Genomic DNA, 19601 nt, shown 5'->3' with positions numbered 1-19601 from the left:
TGCGCGAAGACCAGACGATCGGGATGAGCGCTTGCGCGAAGACCAGACGATCGGGATGAGCGCTTGCGCGAAGACCAGACGATCGGGATGAGCGCGGCAACCACGCTTTGTCGGCGCGCGGTGCTATGAACGGGCCATGAGCATCCAGTGCCGGGAGTGTGCGGCCGGGCTGGAGCACTGCCACGGCACCGTCATTCATCACGCCCGGTACCGCGCGGAGTGCACCGACGACGGCTGCACCACTCCGGAGACCGCGCACACCTTCAGCGTCGACTGCGAGGCCGTCGGCTGTCCGTGCGGGCGGGATCAGACCGTGCGGGCCGTCGCCACCTAGCCCATCGGGTCGTCGGACCGCAGCGCATCCTCGACCGGATGGACGTCGACCTCCGGGTAGAACGGTGGGGTCAGCGTCGACCACTGCACGCAGCTCCACCGGCCGTCGGTGATCGGCGCCAGCACCACCGACTCGGTGTTGGCCAGGTGGTGGTCGAGCGCGAAGCCGCCGTCGACGCCGGCCAGCACCGCCGCCACCAGCCGGATCGCCGCACCGTGGCTGACCAGGACGATGTCACCGTCGAAGGCGTGGTCGTCGAGGTAGCGCAGCCGCAGCTGGTTGAGCACCGGCACGTACCGGTGCAGCACGTCGGTGCCCGACTCGCCGCCGGGCATCGCGACGTCGAGTTCGCCCTCGTGCCAACGCTGGTAGATGGTGTTGAACTGGGTGATCGCGGCGTCGTCGTTGCGGTTCTCCAGTTCACCGACCTGGACCTCGTGGACACCCTCGAACTCGTGGGGCGACAGCTCGGCCTGCCCGGCGATGCCCGCCGCGGTCTGCGCCGCGCGCCGCGCGACCGAATGCGCGACGATCGTCGGCCGCTGCGGCAGGGTCTGCACGAACCGCCTGGCCTGCTCGTGGCCGAGATCGGTCAGCTCGGCGCCCGGTGGGCGGGTGTCGAGGCGCCGGTCGACGTTGCCGAAGGACTGACCGTGCCGGACGAGGACCAACCGTCCGCTCATGAGGCGTCCGATCCGTCGCGCCGTCCCGCCAGCCACCGTGCGGCCGCCCCGGTATCGGGCGGGGGCGAGCCCGCTGTCGATCCCGTCGGCCAAGAACCCAGATATCGCACATCTGCACAACGTCGGTACAACGCTTTGAGTGCCTCGGCCACCGAATCGTCGTCGATGTGTCCGATGCAGTCCAGGAAGAAGACGTAGGTACCCAACTCGGTTCGAGTTGGCCGGGATTCGATGCGGGTCAGATCGATGTCGCGGATCGAGAGTTCGGTCATCGCCGCCACCAGCGCACCGGGCACGTTGTCCAGGCGCAGCACCACCGATGTCCGGTCGGCCCCGGTGGCGGCTGGCGGCGGGCCGGGCGGCCCGGCCAGCACGAACCGGGTGCGGGCGTTGGCCTCGTCGACGACGTCGGCGGCCAGCACGTCCAGTCCGCACCGCTCGCCGGCCAGCCGGGTGCTCACCCCCGCATCGGCGCGGCCCTCAGCGACCTCGTGGGCGGCCGCGGCGTTGGACGTCGCGGGGACCACGTCGGCGTCGGGCAGTTCGGCGGCCAGCCAGCGCCGCACCTGCGCGAGCGCGACGGGAAACGCCGCCACCGTCCGGACCGGGCCGGTGTGGCCGGGGCGCACCACGATGGTGAAGGCGATGTCGAGGGTTAGTTCGGCGTAGATCTGCAGCGGGCTGCCCGCGGCCAGGCTGTCCAGCGTCGGCAGCACCGATCCCTCGATCGAGTTCTCGATCGGCACGCACGCGTAGTCGGCGGTGCCATCGCGCACCGCGGCCAGGGCGCCCGGGGTGCTGTCGGTGCGCACCGGGACGAATCCGGCGTCCCCGCCGGCTATCCCCGGCACCATGGCACGCGCCACCATCTGCAGCAATGCCGCCTCGGTGAAGGTTCCCTCCGGTCCGAGGTAGGCGATGCGCGGCACCCCGTCCACATTAGCCGCCGGCCCGGTCCTGGTCGTCCGGACCGGGCCGGGTGACCGGTTCGGAAAGCCTTGCGCGGATCCCCCGGGTGCATTTAAGTTAGGCTTACCTCACTTCAGCGAAAGGCGGCGGGATGGCAACAGCGGCATCAACAGCGGCACCGACGACGGCCGAACGGATCCGCAGCGCATGCGCCCGCGGCGGCGGCGCCATGCTCGCGGTCGAGGGCATCGAACCCGTCGCGTCCCCGGTGCACCACCTGCTCGATGACGGATCGTTCGCCATCACCGTCCCCGAGGCCGGACCGCTCGTCGGCATGGTGCTGTCGTCCGGATCGGCAGGCGTGCAGGCCGTGCTCGAGATGACCGACTACGCCCCGTTGCCGCTGCGCGAACCGGTGCGCTCGCTGGTCTGGATCCGGGGCAGGTTGCAGTACGTGCCCTCCGACGAGGTCGCCCCGTTGCTCGACCTGATCGCCGCCGAGGATCCGAATCCGGCACTGCTGCAAGTGAACTCCGGAAAACGGGCCGACGACACCTATGCGCTGATCCGCCTTGAGATCGAATCCGTCGTGGTCGCCGACGCGACCGGGGCCGAGTCGGTCGGGCTGGGCACCCTGCTGCAGGCCGCCCCCGACCCGTTCTGCGCGATGGAGTCCTGCTGGCTTCAGCACATGGAGTCGGCGCACCGCGACGTGGTGGAGCGGCTGGCCACCCGGCTGCCGGTGAACCTGCGTCAGGGCCGGGTGCGTCCCCTGGGGCTCGACCGGTACGGGGTGCAACTGCGGGTGGAGAACGAGCACGGCGACCACGACGTGCGGCTTCCGTTCGCCAAACCGGTCGACGACGTCACCGCGCTCAGCCAGGCCATTCGCATCCTGATGGGCTGCCCGTTCCTCAACGGGCTGCGCGCACGCAAGATCTGACCCCACGCGCGCGGCTACCGTAGCTCCGGTGACCGGGCCAACCGAGCAACTCGAGCCACCTCGCCGCACCCTCAAGATCGAGATCGCCGTCGTATTGGCGGTCACGTTCGGGCTCAGCGCCTACACCGCCCTGCTGCGCCTGACCGAGGCGGTGCTGCTGGGCCTCTCGGGGCAGACCGTGGCCCTCAATCCGCGCCGCTCACCGATCGACCTGATCGACCTCGGCCTGCATGTGTCCGGCATCCTGCAGCTGCTGGCCTGGGGCGGGCTGGCCGTCTATCTGTTGTGGCGCACCGGTTTCGGACCCGCGGCCATCGGATTGTCGCGGCCGCGCTGGCGCGCCGACGGGCTGGGTGGCCTTGGTCTGGCCGCCCTGATCGGCCTGCCCGGGCTCGGCTTCTACCTGCTGGCGCGGGTGCTGGGGCTCAGCGCCGATGTGCAACCCGCCGAGCTGTACGACACCTGGTGGCGGATCCCGGTGCTGCTCGGTGCGGCCTTCGCCAACGGCTGGGCCGAGGAGATCATCGTCGTCGGTTTCCTGCTCACCCGGCTGCGCCAGCTCGACGTCAGCCCGACCCGGGCGCTGGTGCTCTCCAGCCTGCTGCGCGGCGCCTACCACCTCTACCAGGGATACAGCGCCGGCCTCGGCAATATCGTCATGGGCCTGGTGTTCGGCTATGCCTGGCAGCGCACCGGACGGCTGTGGCCGCTGATCATCGCGCACACGCTGATCGACGCGGTGGCCTTCGTCGGCTATGCACTCGTGGCCGACCGGCTCGGCTGGCTGCGGTAATCGCGACCGTTCAGGACGTACATTTCTGCTGTGGACGACTTCAGCGCCCCCGGAGGCCGCCCGGATCCACGGGCACGCCGTCCCGCGCCGCGCCGCCAGGAACCGTCGCAATTCATCCGGCGCGATCCGCGCCGCCGGCAGCCCTGGCCACCGAATCCGCCCACCCCCCGTACTCCGCAACCACCGCCGCCCCCGGCCCGCAGGCCGCCGCCACGGCAGTCACCTCCCCCGCCACCCCGCAAGCCCTCGGGACGCCGGGCCACGCCGCCCCCGCCGCCACCGCCGGTACCGGTCGGCAAGCCGCGGCGACGCCGCCGGTGGGGCGCGATCCTGCTGACCGTGTTGATCGTCGCGGTCCTGGCACTGATCGCGGGCGGGGTGTGGATCGACTCGTCGCTGCGGCGCATCCCGGCGTTGGCCGACTATCCCGACCGCCCGGACGAGGGCAGGGGCACCACCTGGCTGCTGGTCGGCTCGGACAGCCGCCAGGGCCTCAGCCCCGATCAGCAGGCCGAGCTGGCGACCGGCGGCGACATCGGCGACGGGCGCACCGACACGATCCTGGTCATGCACATCCCCCACCTGGGATCGGGGGTCCCGGCGACCCTGGTGTCGATCCCCCGCGACTCGTACGTCCCGATCCCCGGCTACGGCGAGGACAAGATCAACGCCTCCTTCTCGCTGGGAGGTGCGCCGCTGCTGGCCCAGACCGTCGAATTGGCGACCGGACTGCATCTCGATCACTACGCCGAGGTCGGGTTCGGCGGCTTCGCCGCACTCGTCGACGCCGTCGGCGGGGTGACCATGTGCCCGCCCGAACCGATCAGCGACCCGCTCGCGGGTATCGAGCTGCCCGCCGGCTGCCAGAAACTGGACGGGCGCACCGCGCTCGGCTACGTCCGCACCAGGGCCACTCCGCGCGCCGACCTGGACCGGATGGCCAACCAGCGGGCGTTCATGTCCGCCCTGCTGCACCGGGCGGCCAGCCCCGCGGTTCTGCTCAATCCCCTGCGCTGGTCCCCGATGGCGCACGCGGCCGCCGGGTCGGTCGCGGTCGACGAAGACACCGGGGTATGGGCCCTGGCCAGGCTGCTGTGGGCACTGCGCGGCGATCCGGTCACCACCACCGTGCCGATCGGCGATTTCGCCGGGAACGGGTCGGGCGACGTCGTGGAGTGGGACAGCGACGCGGCCGGGCGCCTTTTCGACGCGCTGGCCACCGATGCCGCGGTTCCACCCGATGTGCTGAACACCCCGAATTCTTGAGCATAGCCAAAGCTAAATTCCTTAATTCGGCTCCAGCTATTTCGACAATGGAAATGTAACCGCCGTCACCGCACTTAGGCAATGCTGACCTCAATGAGGCTTACCTTTGCTGAAAGTGGTGCCTGACCTGCCCTATCATCGAATTCATGACGACGATCGGCGCGCTCGACACGAAATTCCACGCCCTCATGATCGACCAGATCCGGAACGAATTCACGGCCTCACAGCAATACATCGCTATTGCCGTGTATTTCGACGGCGCCGACCTCCCCCGGCTCGCCGGGCACTTCTACGGCCAGGCCGTCGAGGAACGCAATCACGCCATGATGCTGGTGCGCTACCTGCTCGACCGCGACATCGACGTCGACATCCCCGGGGTGGACCCGGTGTGCAACCGGTTCGAGGATCCGCGGGCGGCGCTGGCGCTCGCACTCGACCAGGAGCGCACCGTGACCGAACAGATCGGCCTGCTGGCCGGCGCGGCCCGCGATGAGGGCGACTACCTCGGCGAGCAGTTCATGCAGTGGTTCCTCAAGGAGCAGATCGAGGAGGTCGCGTCGATGACGACGCTGGTGCGGATCGCCGACCGGGCCGGCACCAACCTGTTCCACCTCGAGGACTTCGTGGCCCGCGAACTGGCCGGCGCGGGCGCCGATCCGACGGCTCCCAGGGCCGCCGGCGGCAACCTCTAGTCCCGGCCCGCCCCGGTCAGGCCATTCTCCAGCCAGTCCTTGGTGCGGCCGGGGTGATTGGTGGCCACCCAGGCGACGCCGATATCGCGGCAGAACCGGACGTCCTCGTAGTGGTCGACGGTCCAGCAGTACAGGGCCCGGCCCTGGGCCGCGGCCCGGTCGACCAGTTCGGGGTGTTCGCGCAGCGTCGCGATGGACGGGCCGACCGCGGTCGCGCCGACCGTCGTCGCGGCGCTGCCGCCCAGGTAGCGCGAGGTCTCGCCCAACAGCACCGTCGGCAGCATCGGGGCGGCCCGGCGGATCCGCCACACCGCCGCCGCCGAGAACGACATCACCACGGCCCGCGCCAGATCGGCCGAGGCGGGGGCGGCTATGCCGTACCGGTGCAGCAGGGCCAGGACCTTGTTCTCGACCAGGGCGCCGTAGCGCACCGGATGTTTGGTCTCGATGAACAGCTTCACCGGACGGTTCCAGTCCAGTACCAGGGCGACGAGATCGTCGAGGGTCAGCAGGCCGGTGTCGGTCCGGTCGGCGTCGTCGGGTCGCGAACCGGCATGCCAGGACCCGTAGTCCAGCTTGCGAAGCTCGGCCAGGGTCATCTCACTGACCAGGCCGGTACCGCTCGAGGTCCGGTCCACCTTGCGGTCGTGTACACACACCAGGTGCCCGTCCCTGGTCAACCGGACATCGCACTCCACCCCGTCGGCGCCCTCGCGTAACGCCAGGTCGTAGGCGGCGAGGGTGTGTTCGGGCCGATCCGCCGACGCCCCCCGATGCGCCACCACGAACGGATGCCCCGGGCCCGGTGTCGCCTGGCCGGCGGCTCCGGCGTCGCCCACGTTCATAGGGATCTATGCTGCCGGGTTCTGCCCCTGGGTCTCAACCGCAACATCCGATTCCTCCGACCCGTCCTGCTCATCGGCGTGCTCCCCGGCCTGCTCGGCACCGACCACCACCCAACGGTGCACGCTGCGCTCAGCCGGGGTGGCGCCCTCGAAGCCGAAGAACACCCGCGCGGCCAGCACCATGGCGGCCAGCCCGAGCAGATACCCCACGATCACGGCCACGGTGTTGTCGGCGATGTTCTGCGCGTTCGGCGCGAAGAATGTCACGACAACGGTGCTGACGATCGACCACACCGCGACCACCGCGCTCAGCACCCAGACGATCCACCACACCACGATCAGGCGCCGCAGCCGGGTCAGGCGGCCCTCGAGGGTGGCGAGTTCCAGCACGAACACCGGCGCCATCGCCAGGTTCACACCCGGCAGCAGACAACAGAGCCACAATTCGGTCGTCCCGCGGGGATCCTCCTGTCCGCGCTGCGCATAGGCCTCGCCCCGGCGGGCGATCAGCCACGAGACCAGCAGCACCACGGTGATCCCGACCACGGCCAGCACCAGCAGGCTGGCCAGCAGCCCGAACAGCACACCGCCCCAGGCGATCACCGGATGCAACAGGACGCTGCGATTGACCAGCAACAGGATGTAGCGGACCAGGTGCGCGAACACCGCGACACCCAACGCCACCATCGCCAGGATCAGCATCAGGCGCACCACCGACGCCGACGAACCCCGGCGCGCGGTGTCCTGGTTCTCCGCACCGGGCTCGAAGGGCTGGTAGAGCCCCCAACTCGGAATCATCCGGTAGCGCGGGGTCGGCCCGAGCGGGCCGCGCGGGCGGCGCGGCGGCGGCGCAGCACCCGGACGGACCGCGATCCAGCGGTATCCGGGGGCCAGCCGCGGCGGGGTCCGGGACGAGCCGGCCGACACCGCACCCGGCTGCGACCCGGCCGCCGCCCACTGCGGCTCGGAGGCCGACGGCGCCAGCAGCGTCCCACCGCACCGCGGGCACCATGAACGCTGTCGATCGCGCACGTTCCAGCGCGTCCCGCACTGCGAACACACCTGGATCATCCGACCAGCCTAGCGACGATGCGGCGGCCGCCGGTCAGATGCTGCCCGCGCCGCCGTCGTCGGTGACGACGGGCCGCCCGGCACCGGCCCAGGCCAGCATCCCGCCGGTGACGTTGATCGGCGTGTAGCCGTTGCGGGCGAGGTATTCCGACGCCCGCTGCGACCGGCCACCGGCATGACAGACCACGAACAGCTCGGCGTCGGGATCGATCTCGGCCATCCTGGCCGGAACGTCGCCCATCGGAATGTGCTGCGCGCCCGCGACGTGACCGCGCTGCCACTCGTCGTCCTCGCGCACGTCCAGCAGGATCACCGACTCGCCGAACGCGGTGGGAACGGCGGCGATGTCCGCCTGCGCGACCTCGATATCGTCCATTCCGACCTCCTTGCCGACCATGCTCGCACGCGGTCTGCGCCCCGTGCACCCGCCCGGGCCCGATTCCCACGACGACCTGCACACCAGCAATCCGCGGCTATCCACAATTTCCACAGATTGATCCACAGGCTGACAGCTGCGCAAATATCGCGGTAGGCGCTCAAGCTGTGCACTTCCTGTTGAGGTCTGTGGATAACTCTGTACCCGCGGAGCGGTGATCAACACCCGCCACGGCGCCGAGCGAAGTTCGGCACCGTGGCCGCCCACCCGCCGATCCCCCGGCCCCGGCGCTCGGCGGGATTTGCGATCACCGCGATTCGTCGCCGTCCGGCCCGGCCCGCGGTGCGGATCCGGCCGATGCCCTGCACGTCCCGGGATCGATTTCGGCTCGACCCGCCCGAGGGTTTATGATCGGCGTCACACCAGAGTTTGTGACAGAACTCACTGGGGCGGGAAATTTTGGTCGTGCAGGTCAGGAGTGTTTGATGGCAGCGCATTCGATGGGGCCCGGGTCGGCCCTCCCACAACCCGAGTGGCATTCCTCCGGGCACCTGCACACCCGCAATCAGTCGATCGCCTTTCTGCGCGCCGGGGTGATCGCCTTGGTGCTGTTGGGCGTCCTCGCCGTGATCGTCTTGCTCTGACCGCGTTCCGGTCCGGCCGGATCGGGTATACGTGGGACGGAGTGGGGCATCCTTGCGGTGCGCGTCGCGATGGAGCAATGTTGACGGCGATCTTGAGGAAGCCCTAGCTCGATCGATTCGGAACGAGGAAGGAAATTCGTGGCTGAGTACACCCTGCCGGACCTGGATTACGACTACGGGGCGCTGGAACCCCATATCTCCGGACAGATCAACGAGCTTCACCACAGCAAACATCACGCAACCTACGTGAAGGGCGTCAACGACGCGGTTGCCAAGCTCGAAGAGGCCCGCGCAAACGGCGACCACGCGGCGATCTTCCTGAACGAGAAGAATCTCGCCTTCCATCTCGGTGGCCACGTGAACCACTCAATCTGGTGGAAGAACCTGTCCCCCAACGGCGGTGACAAGCCGACCGGTGACCTCGGCGCGGCCATCGACGACCAATTCGGCTCGTTCGACAAGTTCCAGGCCCAGTTCTCCGCGGCCGCCAATGGCCTGCAGGGCTCGGGATGGGCCGTGCTCGGTTACGACAGCCTCGGCGGCCGGTTGCTGACCTTCCAGCTCTACGACCAGCAGGCCAACGTGCCGCTCGGCATCATTCCGCTGCTGCAGGTGGACATGTGGGAGCACGCCTTCTACCTGCAGTACAAGAACGTCAAGGCCGACTACGTGAAGGCGTTCTGGAACGTCGTCAACTGGGAGGACGTGCAGAACCGCTACGCGGCCGCCACATCCAAGACCGGCGGTCTGATCTTCGGCTGAAACCCGGCTTGACCGGTTACCGGTCTAGTGAGAAGGGGCGTCGTGCGAATCGCACGGCGCCCCGCCCTCGTTTTACCGACTTCCTCGTGTCGCCTTGCACCGGTTGCCATGCTGCCGCATGCTGATCTGATCGACCCACAGAAGTGTTGGACGGGTCCGAACTGCCAGCTCGCTGGCGCCCAACACCGATGTCCCGGAGGCGAAATGGATACGGGGTCCGGCCGGGCGATCGAGATCGCCCCCTTTCATTCCGGTGGCACGCTCATGGGTTTCGTGGTCTCGGGCCGCTGGCCCGATTCCACCAAGGAGTGGGCCCAGCTGCTCATCCTCACCGTGCGGGTCGCCTCACTTCCCGGATTATTGTCCACCACAACAATTTTCGGTGTCCGCGAAGAGCTCCCCGACCAGCCCCAGCCCGGCACCGTCGGTCTGGTGATGGCGGAGGGCCCGGTGGTCGGCGAGTCCGCCGTGCCGCCGGGACACTTCGCCGATCACCAGCCGCCGGCCCTGCTGATGCTGCATCCCCCGTCCGAGACCATGCCATCGCTGCCCGAGTGCACGGGGGCGGCATCGGGTTGTGTGCTGCTGCCCGGCCTCCCGCATCTCGGCCTCGAGCACCGTGCGGCATGGGTGGAGGCCGAATCCGACGGCACGGTGACATCGATGGTCAGCCGGGTGGGCGTCGATCCGATCAGTCACCCCGATACCGCGATCCTGGCCATGCTGTTGGCCGCGTGACCCACCTGAGGCACACGTATCCCAAGTGCGTAGAAGTACTACCCAAGGTTGCTCGCAACAGCTAGGGTCGTTGAGGTCAGCGAAGGGGAGCAGCCCCGAATCGTCGTGTCGACAACATACTGCGTACACCCGGCCGACGAACCGCAATGCGGTGGGCGAGACCTTCGATCGCAGGTTGGCCCGGCCGCACCGACTGCACGCGCCGGCGATGTATCGAGAGGTTCTTCATGTGCACCGCACCGTCGCGGCGGCGCCGGAAACCGCGCCACGCAGGCCGTGGGCAATCACAACTCGAATCGTCGCCAGAATCACCCCGATGAGTCCGTGGCTATCGCCTGTCGCGAACACCGCGCGTTTTCCCGCACCGCGTCGCCGGGGAGTGCCGCATCGTCCGACTTCGGCGCCCCTCGCCTGAACCTGACACCCGAGGTCTCGCCTGTAGCAAATACTCGATTCCGTCAACACTCCCCGAGGCCCCGTTGCCCACCGGCGACCAGAAAGTAGCTGTTCGGCGACGTGAGCGCAGCTCATCACGCCCAATACAACACAACCGTTACTATTTGCTTTGTCACACGGCGCAATCCCGTAGCCTCACTCGGCGAAGGCAGCGGTTTCGGTGGTCAGACCAGTTCAAACACAAAGTGAGGTTAACTTTTACGTGGTTTGCACTTGGTTGTAGTCACAACACTCGCTACGATAGTCAGCAAATACGCCGCCTATTCGTAACCGCTCGTGATGCATGTGGAGGTCAAATCGATGAGCAAGACGTTCGCCGCCCGCCTAAACCGCCTGTTCGACACGGTTTATCCCCCAGGGCGCGGACCGCACACGTCGGCTGAGGTGATTGCTGCGCTCAAGTCCGAGGGCATCACCATGTCGGCCCCGTACCTGTCGCAACTCCGGTCAGGCAATCGCACCAACCCATCCGCGGCAACCATGGCAGCCCTTGCCAACTTCTTCCGTATCAAGCCGGCATACTTCACCGACGACGAGTATTACGAGAAGCTCGACAAAGAGTTGACCTGGTTGGCGAGCATGCGCGACGAAGGGGTTCGGCGCATCGCGGCCCGCACCGTGGGACTCTCAGTCGAGGCTCAGCAGGACATCGCCCACAAGGTCGACGAACTGCGCCGTCGCGAACAGCTCGAGGACTGACCACCGGGCACCCGCCCGTATCAAGCCCTCACGCGCGTAAGCCGGGATTCACCGAAATCCCCGCTTACGCGCGATTTTTCTGGCGTTCAAGGTCGCGGTACCGCTGCGCGATCGCCAGAATCCATTCACGGTCGGAATAGGTTTCGGGCTGGCGCAACCATTTCAGCCCGGGAAACGCCGTCGAGGCGTCATGCCCCCGGCTGTCGTAGATCCACTGGGCCACGGTCCTGGCCTGCTCATCGGGTGAGACCTGCGACAGCTCCAGACTCGAGGCGCGACCGCCGTCGGTGGCGGCCGCGGTCGCCTCCAGATAGAGCGCATCCGATATCAGCGACATCCGTTCGGCCACCCGGAACACCAGCGGGCCGCGGGGCCGGACCCCGATGCCGACATCGGGATGGCGCTCGCCCAGTTCATCGAGTAGCGGGGCGATTCCCCGCAACTCCTGGCGGGCACTGAACCAGTCCTCGATGCTGGGCAGCAGCGAGCCCACCGCGACCACGACCATCGCGCAGCCCAGAACGGTTGCCGCGGCACCCACTCCGGCCGGCTGAGTGCCCACCAGTGCCCGCATCAAAAAGAAGGCGCTCGCGGCCACGATCAGGGCCATTCCGACGGTGAACACGAACAACGCCCGGCCCCGGCGGCTGCGATTCGAATAGCGCAAACCCACCCAGGCCACGAGACTCAACGCGAGCAGCACATACAGCAACGGCAACAACCATGAGGTGCCGTTGGAGGCCAGGCCTCGCCTGAGGTACTCCTCGGGCGACATCTCGGGCTGCCTGCCTGAGACAAAGAACACAGTCAGGCTGGCCACCGCAACGACCGCCCCGATACCGTACTGCACCACGGCAATCCGCCGGGTGATTGCCGGCGACCGCTCCGAGGACGCCGCGGTGATCATCACGCAGCTGCCGGTCGCGCAGGCGATCAGGGCTACCTGACTCAACCCCATCGCCACATTCGGCCAATGCAGCAAAGTGTCGATGAGCAGAGCGAGTGGCTGCCAGTTAAGCGCGGCGACCACGGCCAGGCCGGCAAGCGCCAGCATCATCGCCGCGCTCACCAAAGATTGTTTGTTGACCAGCGCCCAGCCGATCCGGAGTCCGGTAGCCAGGCCGAGTAGGCCGGCGATCACCCAAATGATCAACCAAACGCCTCTCCGAGGCGAACCTGCACGATCGAGGACCGGTCGGAGGGCAGGCGCCCCAACCGGTACAGCAGCAGCGCCGCGAAGTCCTCGGCCTCCTGCTCGATGTCCTCACCATTGGGCCCCATGCATCCGGTCCGCTGGTTGAGCATGTAGCTGATCAGGTCAGAGCTGGCTACCTCCACGGTCTCCTGGGCGGCATCGACGATCGAGATGCCTTCATGGCCGAGCACGAGGTGGCCCAGCTCATGGGCCAGCGTCCGGTCCCAGGCCGGCAGCCCCTGCTGGATCAGGAAGACATCGTGATCGGCATACTGACGCCACTGTCCGCACACCCCGGGCGGAAGATCGGCCATGGTCAGCTCGATCGGCCGATGCCGGTCCTCGGCGACCGCATCGACCAGACCGGTCAAAGTCACTGCACCGCGGCGCGGAGCAAGATCGAGCACCTCGCTTACGGCGCGGGTCACGCTACGGCTGGCGGACATACTTCCCCCTGTTCAACCTCTCCCGGCCCTTCGTCATCCCGATTCTCTCAGGGCCCTCCTAGTTGATGAACCGTGCGGCACCCGCCCGCACGGCGAAACCGGCCCTGGCCTGTCGGTAGCCCACCAATCCGCCCAATCCGGTCAGGGCGAGGATGCCGCTCAGCCCGGGAACCGCCGCGAGCACGATCTCGTAGAACCCGGCCGTGCGCAGGTAGTCGGTGTACCCGAGCCGGTAGGACGCCGCGGGTGCCGTGGCGGTGTCGTAGTCCGCGGCGAGCGGACGACCCGACGCCGGCTCCTGCGCCTTGAACGTGGGCACCACCTCGGGACGGGCCCCGGCGTCGTCGCCCGGACCGTTCCCGCCGCCGGGCGCGGCCACCGGCGGGACGATGACGGGGGCGACGACGATCGGCACCAGCACGGGTGGTGGCGGCACCATACCGGCCGCGGCGGCCAGCCCGGGCGGGGCCACCGCGACCGGCCCGTTGTCGACGGGCGGCGCCGCGGGCGATTGCGGTATCTGCATCTGCGGCGGCCGTGGCTGGCCGGTCCCCGGCGGCAGCCCGCCGCCGCCATCTCCGCCGCCTCCGCCGATCAGGGTGGTGGTCGCCGAGGTGGTGCCACTGGTCGTGGACGGCGTGGTCCGACTGGTGGTCGCCGTCGTGGATTTCGTGGTTTCGGTGGTCCGGCTCGTGGTCGCCGTCGTGGATTTGGTGGTTGCGGTGGTGGATTCCTCCGACGTGCTGACCCCGGTGCTGCCCGACGGGGTCGGCGAACCACTCGGCTCCCCGGTGCCCGACGGCTCTGTCGGTTTGGTGGGCTTGGTCGGTTTGGTGGGCTTGGTCGGTTTGGTGGGCTTGGTCGGCTTGGTCGGTTTGGTGGGCTTGGTCGGCCGCGTGGGGTGCCCCCACGGTTTGGTCCCGCCGTGCGAGGGCCGTGGTCCGGCGGTGCCGTCGCCCCCGGACTCGCCATCGTGACCGTTCCCACCGGTGTGGTCGTGGCTACCGTCATGACCGCCACCGGGTCGACCACCGCGGCCGGGACCAGGACCACCGGGTCCACCATGACTACCGCCGCCACCGTTGACATCCGGCCCACGGTCGGGCGCCCCCTGGCTGGCGTCACCCTTACCTCGGTCCGGATCGGCAAACGCCAGCGCGCCTCCCACACCCGCGATGAACAGGCCGGAGATCACCACGCACGCCGAGGCAGCGACAAGTACCCGCGAACGCACCGCGCCACCACCCTTCCGCGCACCGTCCGTCGCAGTTGTTTTGAGGTCCGATGATTGTCGCATAGTCCGGCTGTCATGTTTGCTAGCTGCACGGAATCGACGGCCGGGCCCGGGGGACGGCATGGAGAGCAAATCGGCCGGACGATACTGTGAGTCAGCAGTAGTTCTGCGGTGCTAACCACTAAACCACGAGATGACCGGGAGGCAGCCGGAATGGGCCTGTTCACGCGACGTAAGAGCCGGGCGACCCGCCGAGCCGAAGCCCGCGCGATCAAGGCCAAGGCCAAGCTCGAAGCGCGGCTCACCGCAAAGAATGAGGCCCGGCGGATAAAGAGCGACCGCAAGTCCGAGCGCAAGACACACAAAGCGCAGCTCAAGGCCCAGCGCGACAGCGAACGCAATGCGCTCAAGGTCGCCGAGACGCAGTTGAAGGCGGCGCAGGAGGGGCATCTGCTCTCCCCCGCCCGGATCCGCAGGCTGCTCACCGTCGCACGTTTGCTGGCCCCGGTGCTGGCACCCGTGGTGTACCGCGGCGCGATGGCCGCCAGGGGGGCCATCGACGAGCGGCGGGCCGGTCAGCTCGGGGTTCCGCTCAGTCAGCTGGGGCAGTTCTCCGGGCACGGCGGGCGGTTGTCGGCGCGGATCGCCGGTGCCGAGCAGTCGCTGCAGCTCGTCGCCGAGAAGAACCCGAAGGACGCCGAGACCAAACAGTTCGTCGGCGCGGTCGAGGAACGGCTCGGCGATCTGTCCGCGGCGGTGACCGCCGCCGAGAATATGCCGACCGCTCGCCGCCGGGGCGCCCACGCGGCGATCGCGACCCAGCTCGACGGTATCGACGCCGATCTGATGGCCCGGCTCGGCCTGGTCTGATCCGATCCGAATGCCCGGCGTCCGCATCGACCCCGCAGCGCTGGTGCGCGGTACGGCCGTCGGAGCGGTGACGGCAGCTCTCGCGGTCGCCGCGCACGGCGCCGCGGGCGGTCTGATTCCTGGCGGGGCGGTCACCGCCCAGCTGGCGGTGCTGGCCGTCACCCTCGGTGCGGTGGCCGCGACCGTCCACGCCGCGGCCCGCACCTCCGTGCTGTGGGCGCTGCTCGGCACCGGCCAGCTGCTGGCGCACACCTTGTTGGCCGCGGCCGGTCACGGCCACGGCGCCGATCAGCTGCGCCCCAGCGCCACGATGGTGATCGCGCACCTGGCCGCGGTGTCCGTCGGCGCCGTCCTCATCGCGGGCGGCGCGCGGTTGTGTGCCGCGGTGTGCCGTGCGGTGCGCGCAGTGCGGCCGGCCGCGGGCCCGCCACCGCCGCCGGCACGGCCGGCCGTCGTCCGCAGCGCGGATCAGCCGCTGCATTCGGCGTTGTTTCTGTCCTCATCGGTGTCGCACCGGGGTCCACCGGCAGGCGTCGTCGCCTGACCGCCACCCCGACCACCGAGAAAGACACCCGAACACATGAATTCCCCCATCGGGGCGCGCAGCCGCGTCCCGCTCATCACCGCAGCAGCGGCGGCCGCGTCGGCCGGTCTGCTCACGGCGGCGCCGGCCTGGGCCCATGTCCACGTCGACGCCGAGGACGCCGCACCCGGTAGCACGTCGGTGCTGACCTTCCGGGTGCCAGGAGAATCCGACACCGGGGCCCTCACCACCCAGTTGAGCGTCGCCCTTCCGAAGGTGACCTCGGCGCGCACCGAAGTGCTGCCCGGATGGACCGCCCGGCTCGACCGGGACACCGCTGCGGGCACCGTCAGCTCCGTCACCTGGACCGCGGCGCCCGGCGTCGGCATCTCCCCCGACCAGTTCGCGCTGTTCCGGATCTCGGTCACGCTTCCGGATTCGGACACGGTCAGCTTCCCCACCACCCAGACCTACTCCGACGGGACCGTGGTGCGCTGGGACCAGGCCCCGCTGCCCGGCGGCGGCGAGCCGGAGCATCCCGCACCGCAGCTCGCGCTGTCACAGGCCGGGGATCATCCTGCTGCGCCTCCCACCGGCGTCCCGCCCGCGGACCCGGCGGCCGCCCCGGCGAGCGCCACCGACAATTCGGCCCGCTGGCTCGCGGGCGGTGCGCTGGTCCTGGCCGCGGCCGCGGTGGTGGCGGCACTACTGGGCAGGCGGCGGTCATGAGGCGGCTGCTGGCTCTGTTCATCACCGCGTCCGCACTGACCGCCGCCGCGCTCGCGGGGGCGGGTGCGGCGTCGGCGCATGCCACCAGGATCGGCACCGACCCCGCCGAGAACGCGTCACTGACCGCATCACCACCGCGGGTCAGCGCGACCTTCAACGAGACGTTGCAGACGTCGTTCGCGAACATGACGGTCGTCGGCCCGGACGGCAACCTGTGGTCGACGGGGGATCCGCAGGTTCAGGGCGCGGTGCTCAGTACCGCGGTCCGCCCGCTCGGCCCCACCGGGACCTACACCGTCAACTACCGGGTGACCTCGGCCGACGGGCATGTGGTTTCGGGCTCGTGGTCGTTCGAGCTGACCGTGGCCGGGACGGGTACGCCCGGCCCGGCGGCCGCACCAGCCACCTCCGACGACGGCCTTCCGGTCTGGCCGTTCCTCGTGGTGGCCGTGGTGATCGTGGGCGGTGGAGCCTGGTGGGCCCTGCGACGGCGGTCATAGTCCGGCGGTTGGTGCTCGGCTGCGCGGTCATCGTGGCGGCCGGCTCGGCCGCGGCATGGGCGCTGGCCTATCCGCAGAGCCCGATCGGCGGCACCGTGGTGCGGGCGGTGGCCGATTGCGCGGCGGTCGGCGCGATCGGGCTGGCGGCGGTGCCGTTACTCGACGACGCCAGGCATCGCGATGAGCTGACCCGGACGGCCGCGGGCCCGTTGGCGCTGACCGGCACGGTGTGGCTGCTGGCCGAGGTGGTGCGGTTGATCGTGGCCGCGGCCCAGGCCGCGGCGGTTCCGGTGATGCACGTCGGGGTGCACACGGTCGCCGAGTTCACCACCCGGACCACCCCGGGCCGGGCCGGGCTGGTGGGCATCGTCGCGGCGCTGGCGGTGGCGGTGGTCGCGCTCGCCGGGCTGCGGCGGCCGCCGCGCACTGTGGCGCCCACGATCGCCACGGTGGGCGTCGCCGCGGCCGGCGTCGCGGCCCGCACCCTGTCCGGGCATCTCTCCGAGAGCCCGGTCGGCGGAATGGCGGTGGCCGTGCACGCGCTGGCCGCGGCCCTGTGGTGCGGGGTGCTGGCCGCGCTGGTGCTCACGGTGTCGCACCGCGGCCGGTGGGCCCGGGTGTTACCGCGGTTCTCCCAGATGTCCGTCGGCTGTGTCACCGTCCTGCTGCTCGGGGGCTGCATCGGCGCGATCTTCCGGCTGACCTCGCCTGCGGACCTGTGGGGCACCGGCTACGGCCGGCTGCTGGCGGCGAAGATCGCGGTGACGGCGGGGCTGCTGGTGCTGGCCAGGCGGAACCGGGCGGGTTGGCTGCCCGCCGCCCGGGCCCATCGGGCCAGCGCGGGGCTGTCGCAGAACCGGTCGCTGACCGAACTGGCCGTCATGGCCGTCGCCCTCACGTTCGCGGCTGCCCTGGCCGTCGCGGGGTGACCGGGCGGCCGCCTGGCATGATGGGAGCCACTGCCGGCCACCCCGACACCGCGAGCCCGAGACACCGCAGAGGAGCAGCCCCGATGGCAGAGCAGCAGGATCATCCCGGCGAGACGCCGGACGGCGCCGAGGGCTCGGCCGCGGGCGCCACCCCGCCGCCCGCCGACACGTCCGACACGCCGCCTGCCGCCGCCGCGTCGACCCCGGCGAAGAAGGCACCGGCCAAAAAGGCACCGGCGAAGAAAGCCGCGGCCAAAAAGGCCCCGGCGAAGAAAGCGCCCGCCAAGAAAGCTCCGGCGAAAAAGGCACCGGCCAAAAAGGCTGCCGCCAAGAAAGCCCAGGACACACCCGCCGCCGATCTGACGTCGGCGGCCAAAGAGGCCGCGGCCCAAGCGAAGTCCACCGTGGCGACCGCGTCCAACCCGGTATCCGGCACCGCCCCGGCACCGCTCGACCCGCCCGCGCCGTCGCGGCTGCCGCTGGCCGCGGCCGTCGCGGTCGGCATCCTGGCGGTCCTGGTGGTGTTCGTCTCGCGCAGGCACACGGCGCAGGACTGACCGATCGGCCTTGACCCTGACGTGGCGTCAGGGTCGATAGTTGGTGGCATGCACGCCAACCCGCAAGCCAGAACCGTCGGCGCGGTGGCCACCTTGACCGGGGTTTCCGTTCGGACATTGCACCACTACGACCACATCGGTCTGGTGGTGCCGGGCGTGCGTACCGCGGCGGGGTACCGCGGTTACACCGACACCGATATCGAACGGCTGCATCTGGTGTTGGTGTACCGGTCCGTCGGGCTGGCACTGGACGAGATCCGGACGCTGCTCGACGAGCCCGATGCGGATGTCCTCGCCCATCTGCGACGCCAGCACCGGCTGCTCTGCGATCGGGCCGAGCAGCTGGAACAGACCATCAAGGCAGTGGAGGAACTCATGAGTGCACATGACAGCGGAATTCAGTTGACCGCCGAGGAACAGGTGGAGATCTTCGGTACCGCCGCGTTCAGCGAGGAGTACGCCGACGAGGCGCAGGAACGCTGGGGCGATACCGAGGAGTGGCGGCAGTCCAGGGAACGCACCGCGAAGATGACCAAGCAGGATTGGATCGAGTTCAAGGCCGAGAACGACGCCCTGCTCGACGCGCTGGCCCAGGGCAAACGCGACGGGGTGGCGCCCGGCTCGGAGGCGGGCAATGCTCTGGCGGCCCGGCACCGGGCCAATATCTCGCGGTTCTTCGACTGCAGCGACGATATGCACATCTGCCTGGCCGACCTGTACGTCGATGACGACCGCTACCGGCCGTACTACGACGACGCCGAACCGGGTCTGGCCCAGTTCGTCCACGACATCATCGTGGCTAGCATCGATGCGTGAGTATCGAACCGCGCGCGACCGCCGATCTGGTCGACGAGATCTATCCCGATGTCCGCAGCTGTGACCTGCAATTGCAGAACTACGGCGGGCGGGCGGCCTTCGCGGGCCGGATCACCACGGTGCGCTGTTTCCAGGACAACGCGCTATTGAAGTCGATCCTGTCGACCCCGGGCGACGGCGGGGTGCTGGTGGTCGACGGCGGCGGGTCGCTGCACACCGCGCTGGTCGGCGACATCATCGCCGGCCTGGCCGCCGACAGCGGCTGGTCCGGGGTGATCGTGCACGGCGCGGTGCGCGACGCCGCGGCCCTGCGGACGATCGACATCGGCATCAAGGCACTCGGCACCAACCCGCGTAAAGGAACCAAGACCGGTGCGGGTGATCGGGATGTGCCGGTCGAGTTCGGCGGGGTCACGTTCACGCCGGGCGAGATCGCCTACGCCGACGAGGACGGCATCGTGGTGCTCACCCCCTAGCGCGAGCAGACGTAAAACTGCCCACTTCCGGCCGGAAGTGGGCAGTTTTTTTTGTGCGCGGGGGGGAAAACAAAAACCAAACCGCGGCCCCGGGTTGGGTGGAGGGGGGCCGCAC

At 69.4% G+C, this 19601-nt stretch carries 25 protein-coding genes; 17 read left to right on the top strand and 8 right to left on the bottom strand.

Annotated elements, in window-relative coordinates:
• Positions 1-136: 136 nt before the first annotated feature.
• Positions 137-334 (top strand): hypothetical protein, encoded by a 198-nt coding sequence (locus ACWDTP_RS28300; RefSeq protein ID WP_450026009.1) that lies wholly within the window; start codon positions 137-139, stop codon positions 332-334.
• Here ACWDTP_RS28300 and ACWDTP_RS28295 read toward each other — a convergent pair.
• Positions 331-1017 carry a histidine phosphatase family protein gene (locus ACWDTP_RS28295; protein ID WP_450026007.1) on the bottom strand — a complete coding sequence of 229 codons (687 nt, stop codon included), beginning with the start codon at positions 1015-1017 and terminating at the stop codon, positions 331-333. The genes ACWDTP_RS28300 and ACWDTP_RS28295 overlap by 4 nt on opposite strands.
• Positions 1014-1946 carry a prephenate dehydratase gene (gene pheA / locus ACWDTP_RS28290; protein WP_450026005.1) on the bottom strand — a complete coding sequence of 311 codons (933 nt, stop codon included), beginning with the start codon at positions 1944-1946 and terminating at the stop codon, positions 1014-1016. The genes ACWDTP_RS28295 and pheA overlap by 4 nt, the downstream gene beginning before the upstream one ends.
• Positions 1947-2077: 131 nt before the next feature.
• Between pheA and ACWDTP_RS28285 the strand changes: the two genes are divergently transcribed.
• The 4 genes from ACWDTP_RS28285 (at position 2078) to ACWDTP_RS28270 (ending at position 5620) form a co-directional block, all read left to right on the top strand.
• Complete coding sequence (locus ACWDTP_RS28285; RefSeq protein ID WP_450026003.1) at positions 2078-2869, top strand: DUF2470 domain-containing protein; 792 nt, start codon at positions 2078-2080, stop codon at positions 2867-2869.
• Between the two features lie 28 nt (positions 2870-2897).
• A complete protein-coding gene (locus ACWDTP_RS28280) occupies positions 2898-3662 on the top strand; it encodes a CPBP family intramembrane glutamic endopeptidase (RefSeq protein WP_450026001.1) in 765 nt (254 codons plus the stop codon).
• Between the two features lie 30 nt (positions 3663-3692).
• Entirely contained in the window at positions 3693-4928 is a 1236-nt protein-coding gene (locus tag ACWDTP_RS28275; protein ID WP_450025999.1) for an LCP family glycopolymer transferase, read from the top strand.
• Positions 4929-5074: 146 nt separating this feature from the next.
• Complete coding sequence (locus ACWDTP_RS28270; RefSeq protein ID WP_450025997.1) at positions 5075-5620, top strand: ferritin; 546 nt, start codon at positions 5075-5077, stop codon at positions 5618-5620.
• Here ACWDTP_RS28270 and ACWDTP_RS28265 read toward each other — a convergent pair.
• The 3 genes from ACWDTP_RS28265 to ACWDTP_RS28255 are packed head-to-tail and all read right to left on the bottom strand — an operon-like array spanning position 5617 to position 7912.
• Complete coding sequence (locus ACWDTP_RS28265) at positions 5617-6465, bottom strand: glycerophosphodiester phosphodiesterase (RefSeq protein ID WP_450025995.1); 849 nt, start codon at positions 6463-6465, stop codon at positions 5617-5619. The two genes, ACWDTP_RS28270 and ACWDTP_RS28265, sit on opposite strands and share 4 nt — an antisense overlap.
• Positions 6466-6471: 6 nt before the next feature.
• Positions 6472-7536 carry a DUF4328 domain-containing protein gene (locus ACWDTP_RS28260; protein WP_450025993.1) on the bottom strand — a complete coding sequence of 355 codons (1065 nt, stop codon included), beginning with the start codon at positions 7534-7536 and terminating at the stop codon, positions 6472-6474.
• 34 nt (positions 7537-7570) lie between these two features.
• The gene (locus ACWDTP_RS28255) at positions 7571-7912 is read right to left on the bottom strand and encodes a rhodanese-like domain-containing protein (protein ID WP_450025991.1); all 342 of its coding nucleotides are present in this window, start codon (positions 7910-7912) and stop codon (positions 7571-7573) included.
• 485 nt (positions 7913-8397) lie between these two features.
• Here ACWDTP_RS28255 and ACWDTP_RS28250 point away from each other — a divergent pair, with 485 nt between their 5' ends.
• From ACWDTP_RS28250 to ACWDTP_RS28235, 4 genes are all read left to right on the top strand, one after another.
• Complete coding sequence (locus ACWDTP_RS28250; RefSeq protein ID WP_450025989.1) at positions 8398-8556, top strand: hypothetical protein; 159 nt, start codon at positions 8398-8400, stop codon at positions 8554-8556.
• A gap of 138 nt (positions 8557-8694) precedes the next feature.
• The gene (locus ACWDTP_RS28245) at positions 8695-9318 is read left to right on the top strand and encodes a superoxide dismutase (protein WP_450025987.1); all 624 of its coding nucleotides are present in this window, start codon (positions 8695-8697) and stop codon (positions 9316-9318) included.
• 204 nt (positions 9319-9522) lie between these two features.
• Positions 9523-10056: a peptidase gene (locus ACWDTP_RS28240; protein WP_450025985.1), complete on the top strand. Its 534-nt coding sequence runs from the start codon at positions 9523-9525 to the stop codon at positions 10054-10056.
• Positions 10057-10812: 756 nt separating this feature from the next.
• Positions 10813-11211, top strand: coding sequence for a transcriptional regulator (locus ACWDTP_RS28235; RefSeq protein WP_450025983.1), 399 nt, complete (start codon positions 10813-10815; stop codon positions 11209-11211).
• A 64-nt stretch (positions 11212-11275) separates the two neighbouring features.
• Here ACWDTP_RS28235 and ACWDTP_RS28230 read toward each other — a convergent pair whose 3' ends face one another.
• From ACWDTP_RS28230 to ACWDTP_RS28220, 3 genes are read right to left on the bottom strand one after another with little or no spacing between them, the layout of a single operon-like run.
• Positions 11276-12364 carry a hypothetical protein gene (locus ACWDTP_RS28230; RefSeq protein ID WP_450025981.1) on the bottom strand — a complete coding sequence of 363 codons (1089 nt, stop codon included), beginning with the start codon at positions 12362-12364 and terminating at the stop codon, positions 11276-11278.
• The gene (locus ACWDTP_RS28225; protein ID WP_450025979.1) at positions 12361-12852 is read right to left on the bottom strand and encodes an ImmA/IrrE family metallo-endopeptidase; all 492 of its coding nucleotides are present in this window, start codon (positions 12850-12852) and stop codon (positions 12361-12363) included. Before ACWDTP_RS28225 ends, ACWDTP_RS28230 begins: the two co-directional genes overlap by 4 nt.
• A gap of 58 nt (positions 12853-12910) precedes the next feature.
• Positions 12911-14086, bottom strand: coding sequence for a hypothetical protein (locus tag ACWDTP_RS28220; RefSeq protein WP_450025977.1), 1176 nt, complete (start codon positions 14084-14086; stop codon positions 12911-12913).
• Between the two features lie 213 nt (positions 14087-14299).
• Between ACWDTP_RS28220 and ACWDTP_RS28215 the strand changes: the two genes are divergently transcribed.
• The 8 genes from ACWDTP_RS28215 (at position 14300) to rraA (ending at position 19486) form a co-directional block, all read left to right on the top strand.
• Positions 14300-14956, top strand: a complete 657-nt coding sequence (locus ACWDTP_RS28215; RefSeq protein WP_450025975.1) for a DUF6474 family protein — start codon at positions 14300-14302, stop codon at positions 14954-14956.
• Between the two features lie 10 nt (positions 14957-14966).
• A complete protein-coding gene (locus tag ACWDTP_RS28210) occupies positions 14967-15500 on the top strand; it encodes a hypothetical protein (RefSeq protein ID WP_450025973.1) in 534 nt (177 codons plus the stop codon).
• A gap of 36 nt (positions 15501-15536) precedes the next feature.
• Positions 15537-16208, top strand: coding sequence for a YcnI family copper-binding membrane protein (locus ACWDTP_RS28205; RefSeq protein WP_450025971.1), 672 nt, complete (start codon positions 15537-15539; stop codon positions 16206-16208).
• On the top strand, positions 16205-16708 hold the full coding sequence (locus tag ACWDTP_RS28200) for a copper resistance CopC family protein (RefSeq protein ID WP_450025969.1): 504 nt from the start codon (positions 16205-16207) through the stop codon (positions 16706-16708). The genes ACWDTP_RS28205 and ACWDTP_RS28200 overlap by 4 nt, the downstream gene beginning before the upstream one ends.
• On the top strand, positions 16684-17637 hold the full coding sequence (locus tag ACWDTP_RS28195; protein ID WP_450025967.1) for a CopD family protein: 954 nt from the start codon (positions 16684-16686) through the stop codon (positions 17635-17637). Before ACWDTP_RS28200 ends, ACWDTP_RS28195 begins: the two co-directional genes overlap by 25 nt.
• An 83-nt stretch (positions 17638-17720) precedes the next feature.
• The gene (locus ACWDTP_RS28190) at positions 17721-18194 is read left to right on the top strand and encodes a hypothetical protein (protein WP_450025965.1); all 474 of its coding nucleotides are present in this window, start codon (positions 17721-17723) and stop codon (positions 18192-18194) included.
• Positions 18195-18242: 48 nt separating this feature from the next.
• The gene (locus ACWDTP_RS28185) at positions 18243-19010 is read left to right on the top strand and encodes a MerR family transcriptional regulator (RefSeq protein ID WP_450025963.1); all 768 of its coding nucleotides are present in this window, start codon (positions 18243-18245) and stop codon (positions 19008-19010) included.
• Positions 19007-19486, top strand: coding sequence for a ribonuclease E activity regulator RraA (gene rraA / locus ACWDTP_RS28180; protein ID WP_450025961.1), 480 nt, complete (start codon positions 19007-19009; stop codon positions 19484-19486). The genes ACWDTP_RS28185 and rraA overlap by 4 nt, the downstream gene beginning before the upstream one ends.
• Positions 19487-19601 lie beyond the last annotated feature (115 nt).

The organism is Mycobacterium sp. NPDC003449, from assembly GCF_053588415.1.
This window is presented reverse-complemented; position numbering and strand designations above follow the sequence as displayed.

Coding starts and splice junctions, on each gene's coding strand:
- ACWDTP_RS28300 (WP_450026009.1), top strand. CDS start 137: ATGAGCATCCAGTGCCGGGAGTGTGCGGCCGGGCTGGAGCACTGCCAC.
- ACWDTP_RS28295 (WP_450026007.1), bottom strand. CDS start 1,017: ATGAGCGGACGGTTGGTCCTCGTCCGGCACGGTCAGTCCTTCGGCAAC.
- ACWDTP_RS28285 (WP_450026003.1), top strand. CDS start 2,078: ATGGCAACAGCGGCATCAACAGCGGCACCGACGACGGCCGAACGGATC.
- ACWDTP_RS28270 (WP_450025997.1), top strand. CDS start 5,075: ATGACGACGATCGGCGCGCTCGACACGAAATTCCACGCCCTCATGATC.
- ACWDTP_RS28265 (WP_450025995.1), bottom strand. CDS start 6,465: ATGAACGTGGGCGACGCCGGAGCCGCCGGCCAGGCGACACCGGGCCCG.
- ACWDTP_RS28260 (WP_450025993.1), bottom strand. CDS start 7,536: ATGATCCAGGTGTGTTCGCAGTGCGGGACGCGCTGGAACGTGCGCGAT.
- ACWDTP_RS28255 (WP_450025991.1), bottom strand. CDS start 7,912: ATGGACGATATCGAGGTCGCGCAGGCGGACATCGCCGCCGTTCCCACC.
- ACWDTP_RS28250 (WP_450025989.1), top strand. CDS start 8,398: ATGGCAGCGCATTCGATGGGGCCCGGGTCGGCCCTCCCACAACCCGAG.
- ACWDTP_RS28240 (WP_450025985.1), top strand. CDS start 9,523: ATGGATACGGGGTCCGGCCGGGCGATCGAGATCGCCCCCTTTCATTCC.
- ACWDTP_RS28235 (WP_450025983.1), top strand. CDS start 10,813: ATGAGCAAGACGTTCGCCGCCCGCCTAAACCGCCTGTTCGACACGGTT.
- ACWDTP_RS28225 (WP_450025979.1), bottom strand. CDS start 12,852: ATGTCCGCCAGCCGTAGCGTGACCCGCGCCGTAAGCGAGGTGCTCGAT.
- ACWDTP_RS28215 (WP_450025975.1), top strand. CDS start 14,300: ATGGGCCTGTTCACGCGACGTAAGAGCCGGGCGACCCGCCGAGCCGAA.
- ACWDTP_RS28210 (WP_450025973.1), top strand. CDS start 14,967: ATGCCCGGCGTCCGCATCGACCCCGCAGCGCTGGTGCGCGGTACGGCC.
- ACWDTP_RS28205 (WP_450025971.1), top strand. CDS start 15,537: ATGAATTCCCCCATCGGGGCGCGCAGCCGCGTCCCGCTCATCACCGCA.
- ACWDTP_RS28200 (WP_450025969.1), top strand. CDS start 16,205: ATGAGGCGGCTGCTGGCTCTGTTCATCACCGCGTCCGCACTGACCGCC.
- ACWDTP_RS28190 (WP_450025965.1), top strand. CDS start 17,721: ATGGCAGAGCAGCAGGATCATCCCGGCGAGACGCCGGACGGCGCCGAG.
- ACWDTP_RS28185 (WP_450025963.1), top strand. CDS start 18,243: ATGCACGCCAACCCGCAAGCCAGAACCGTCGGCGCGGTGGCCACCTTG.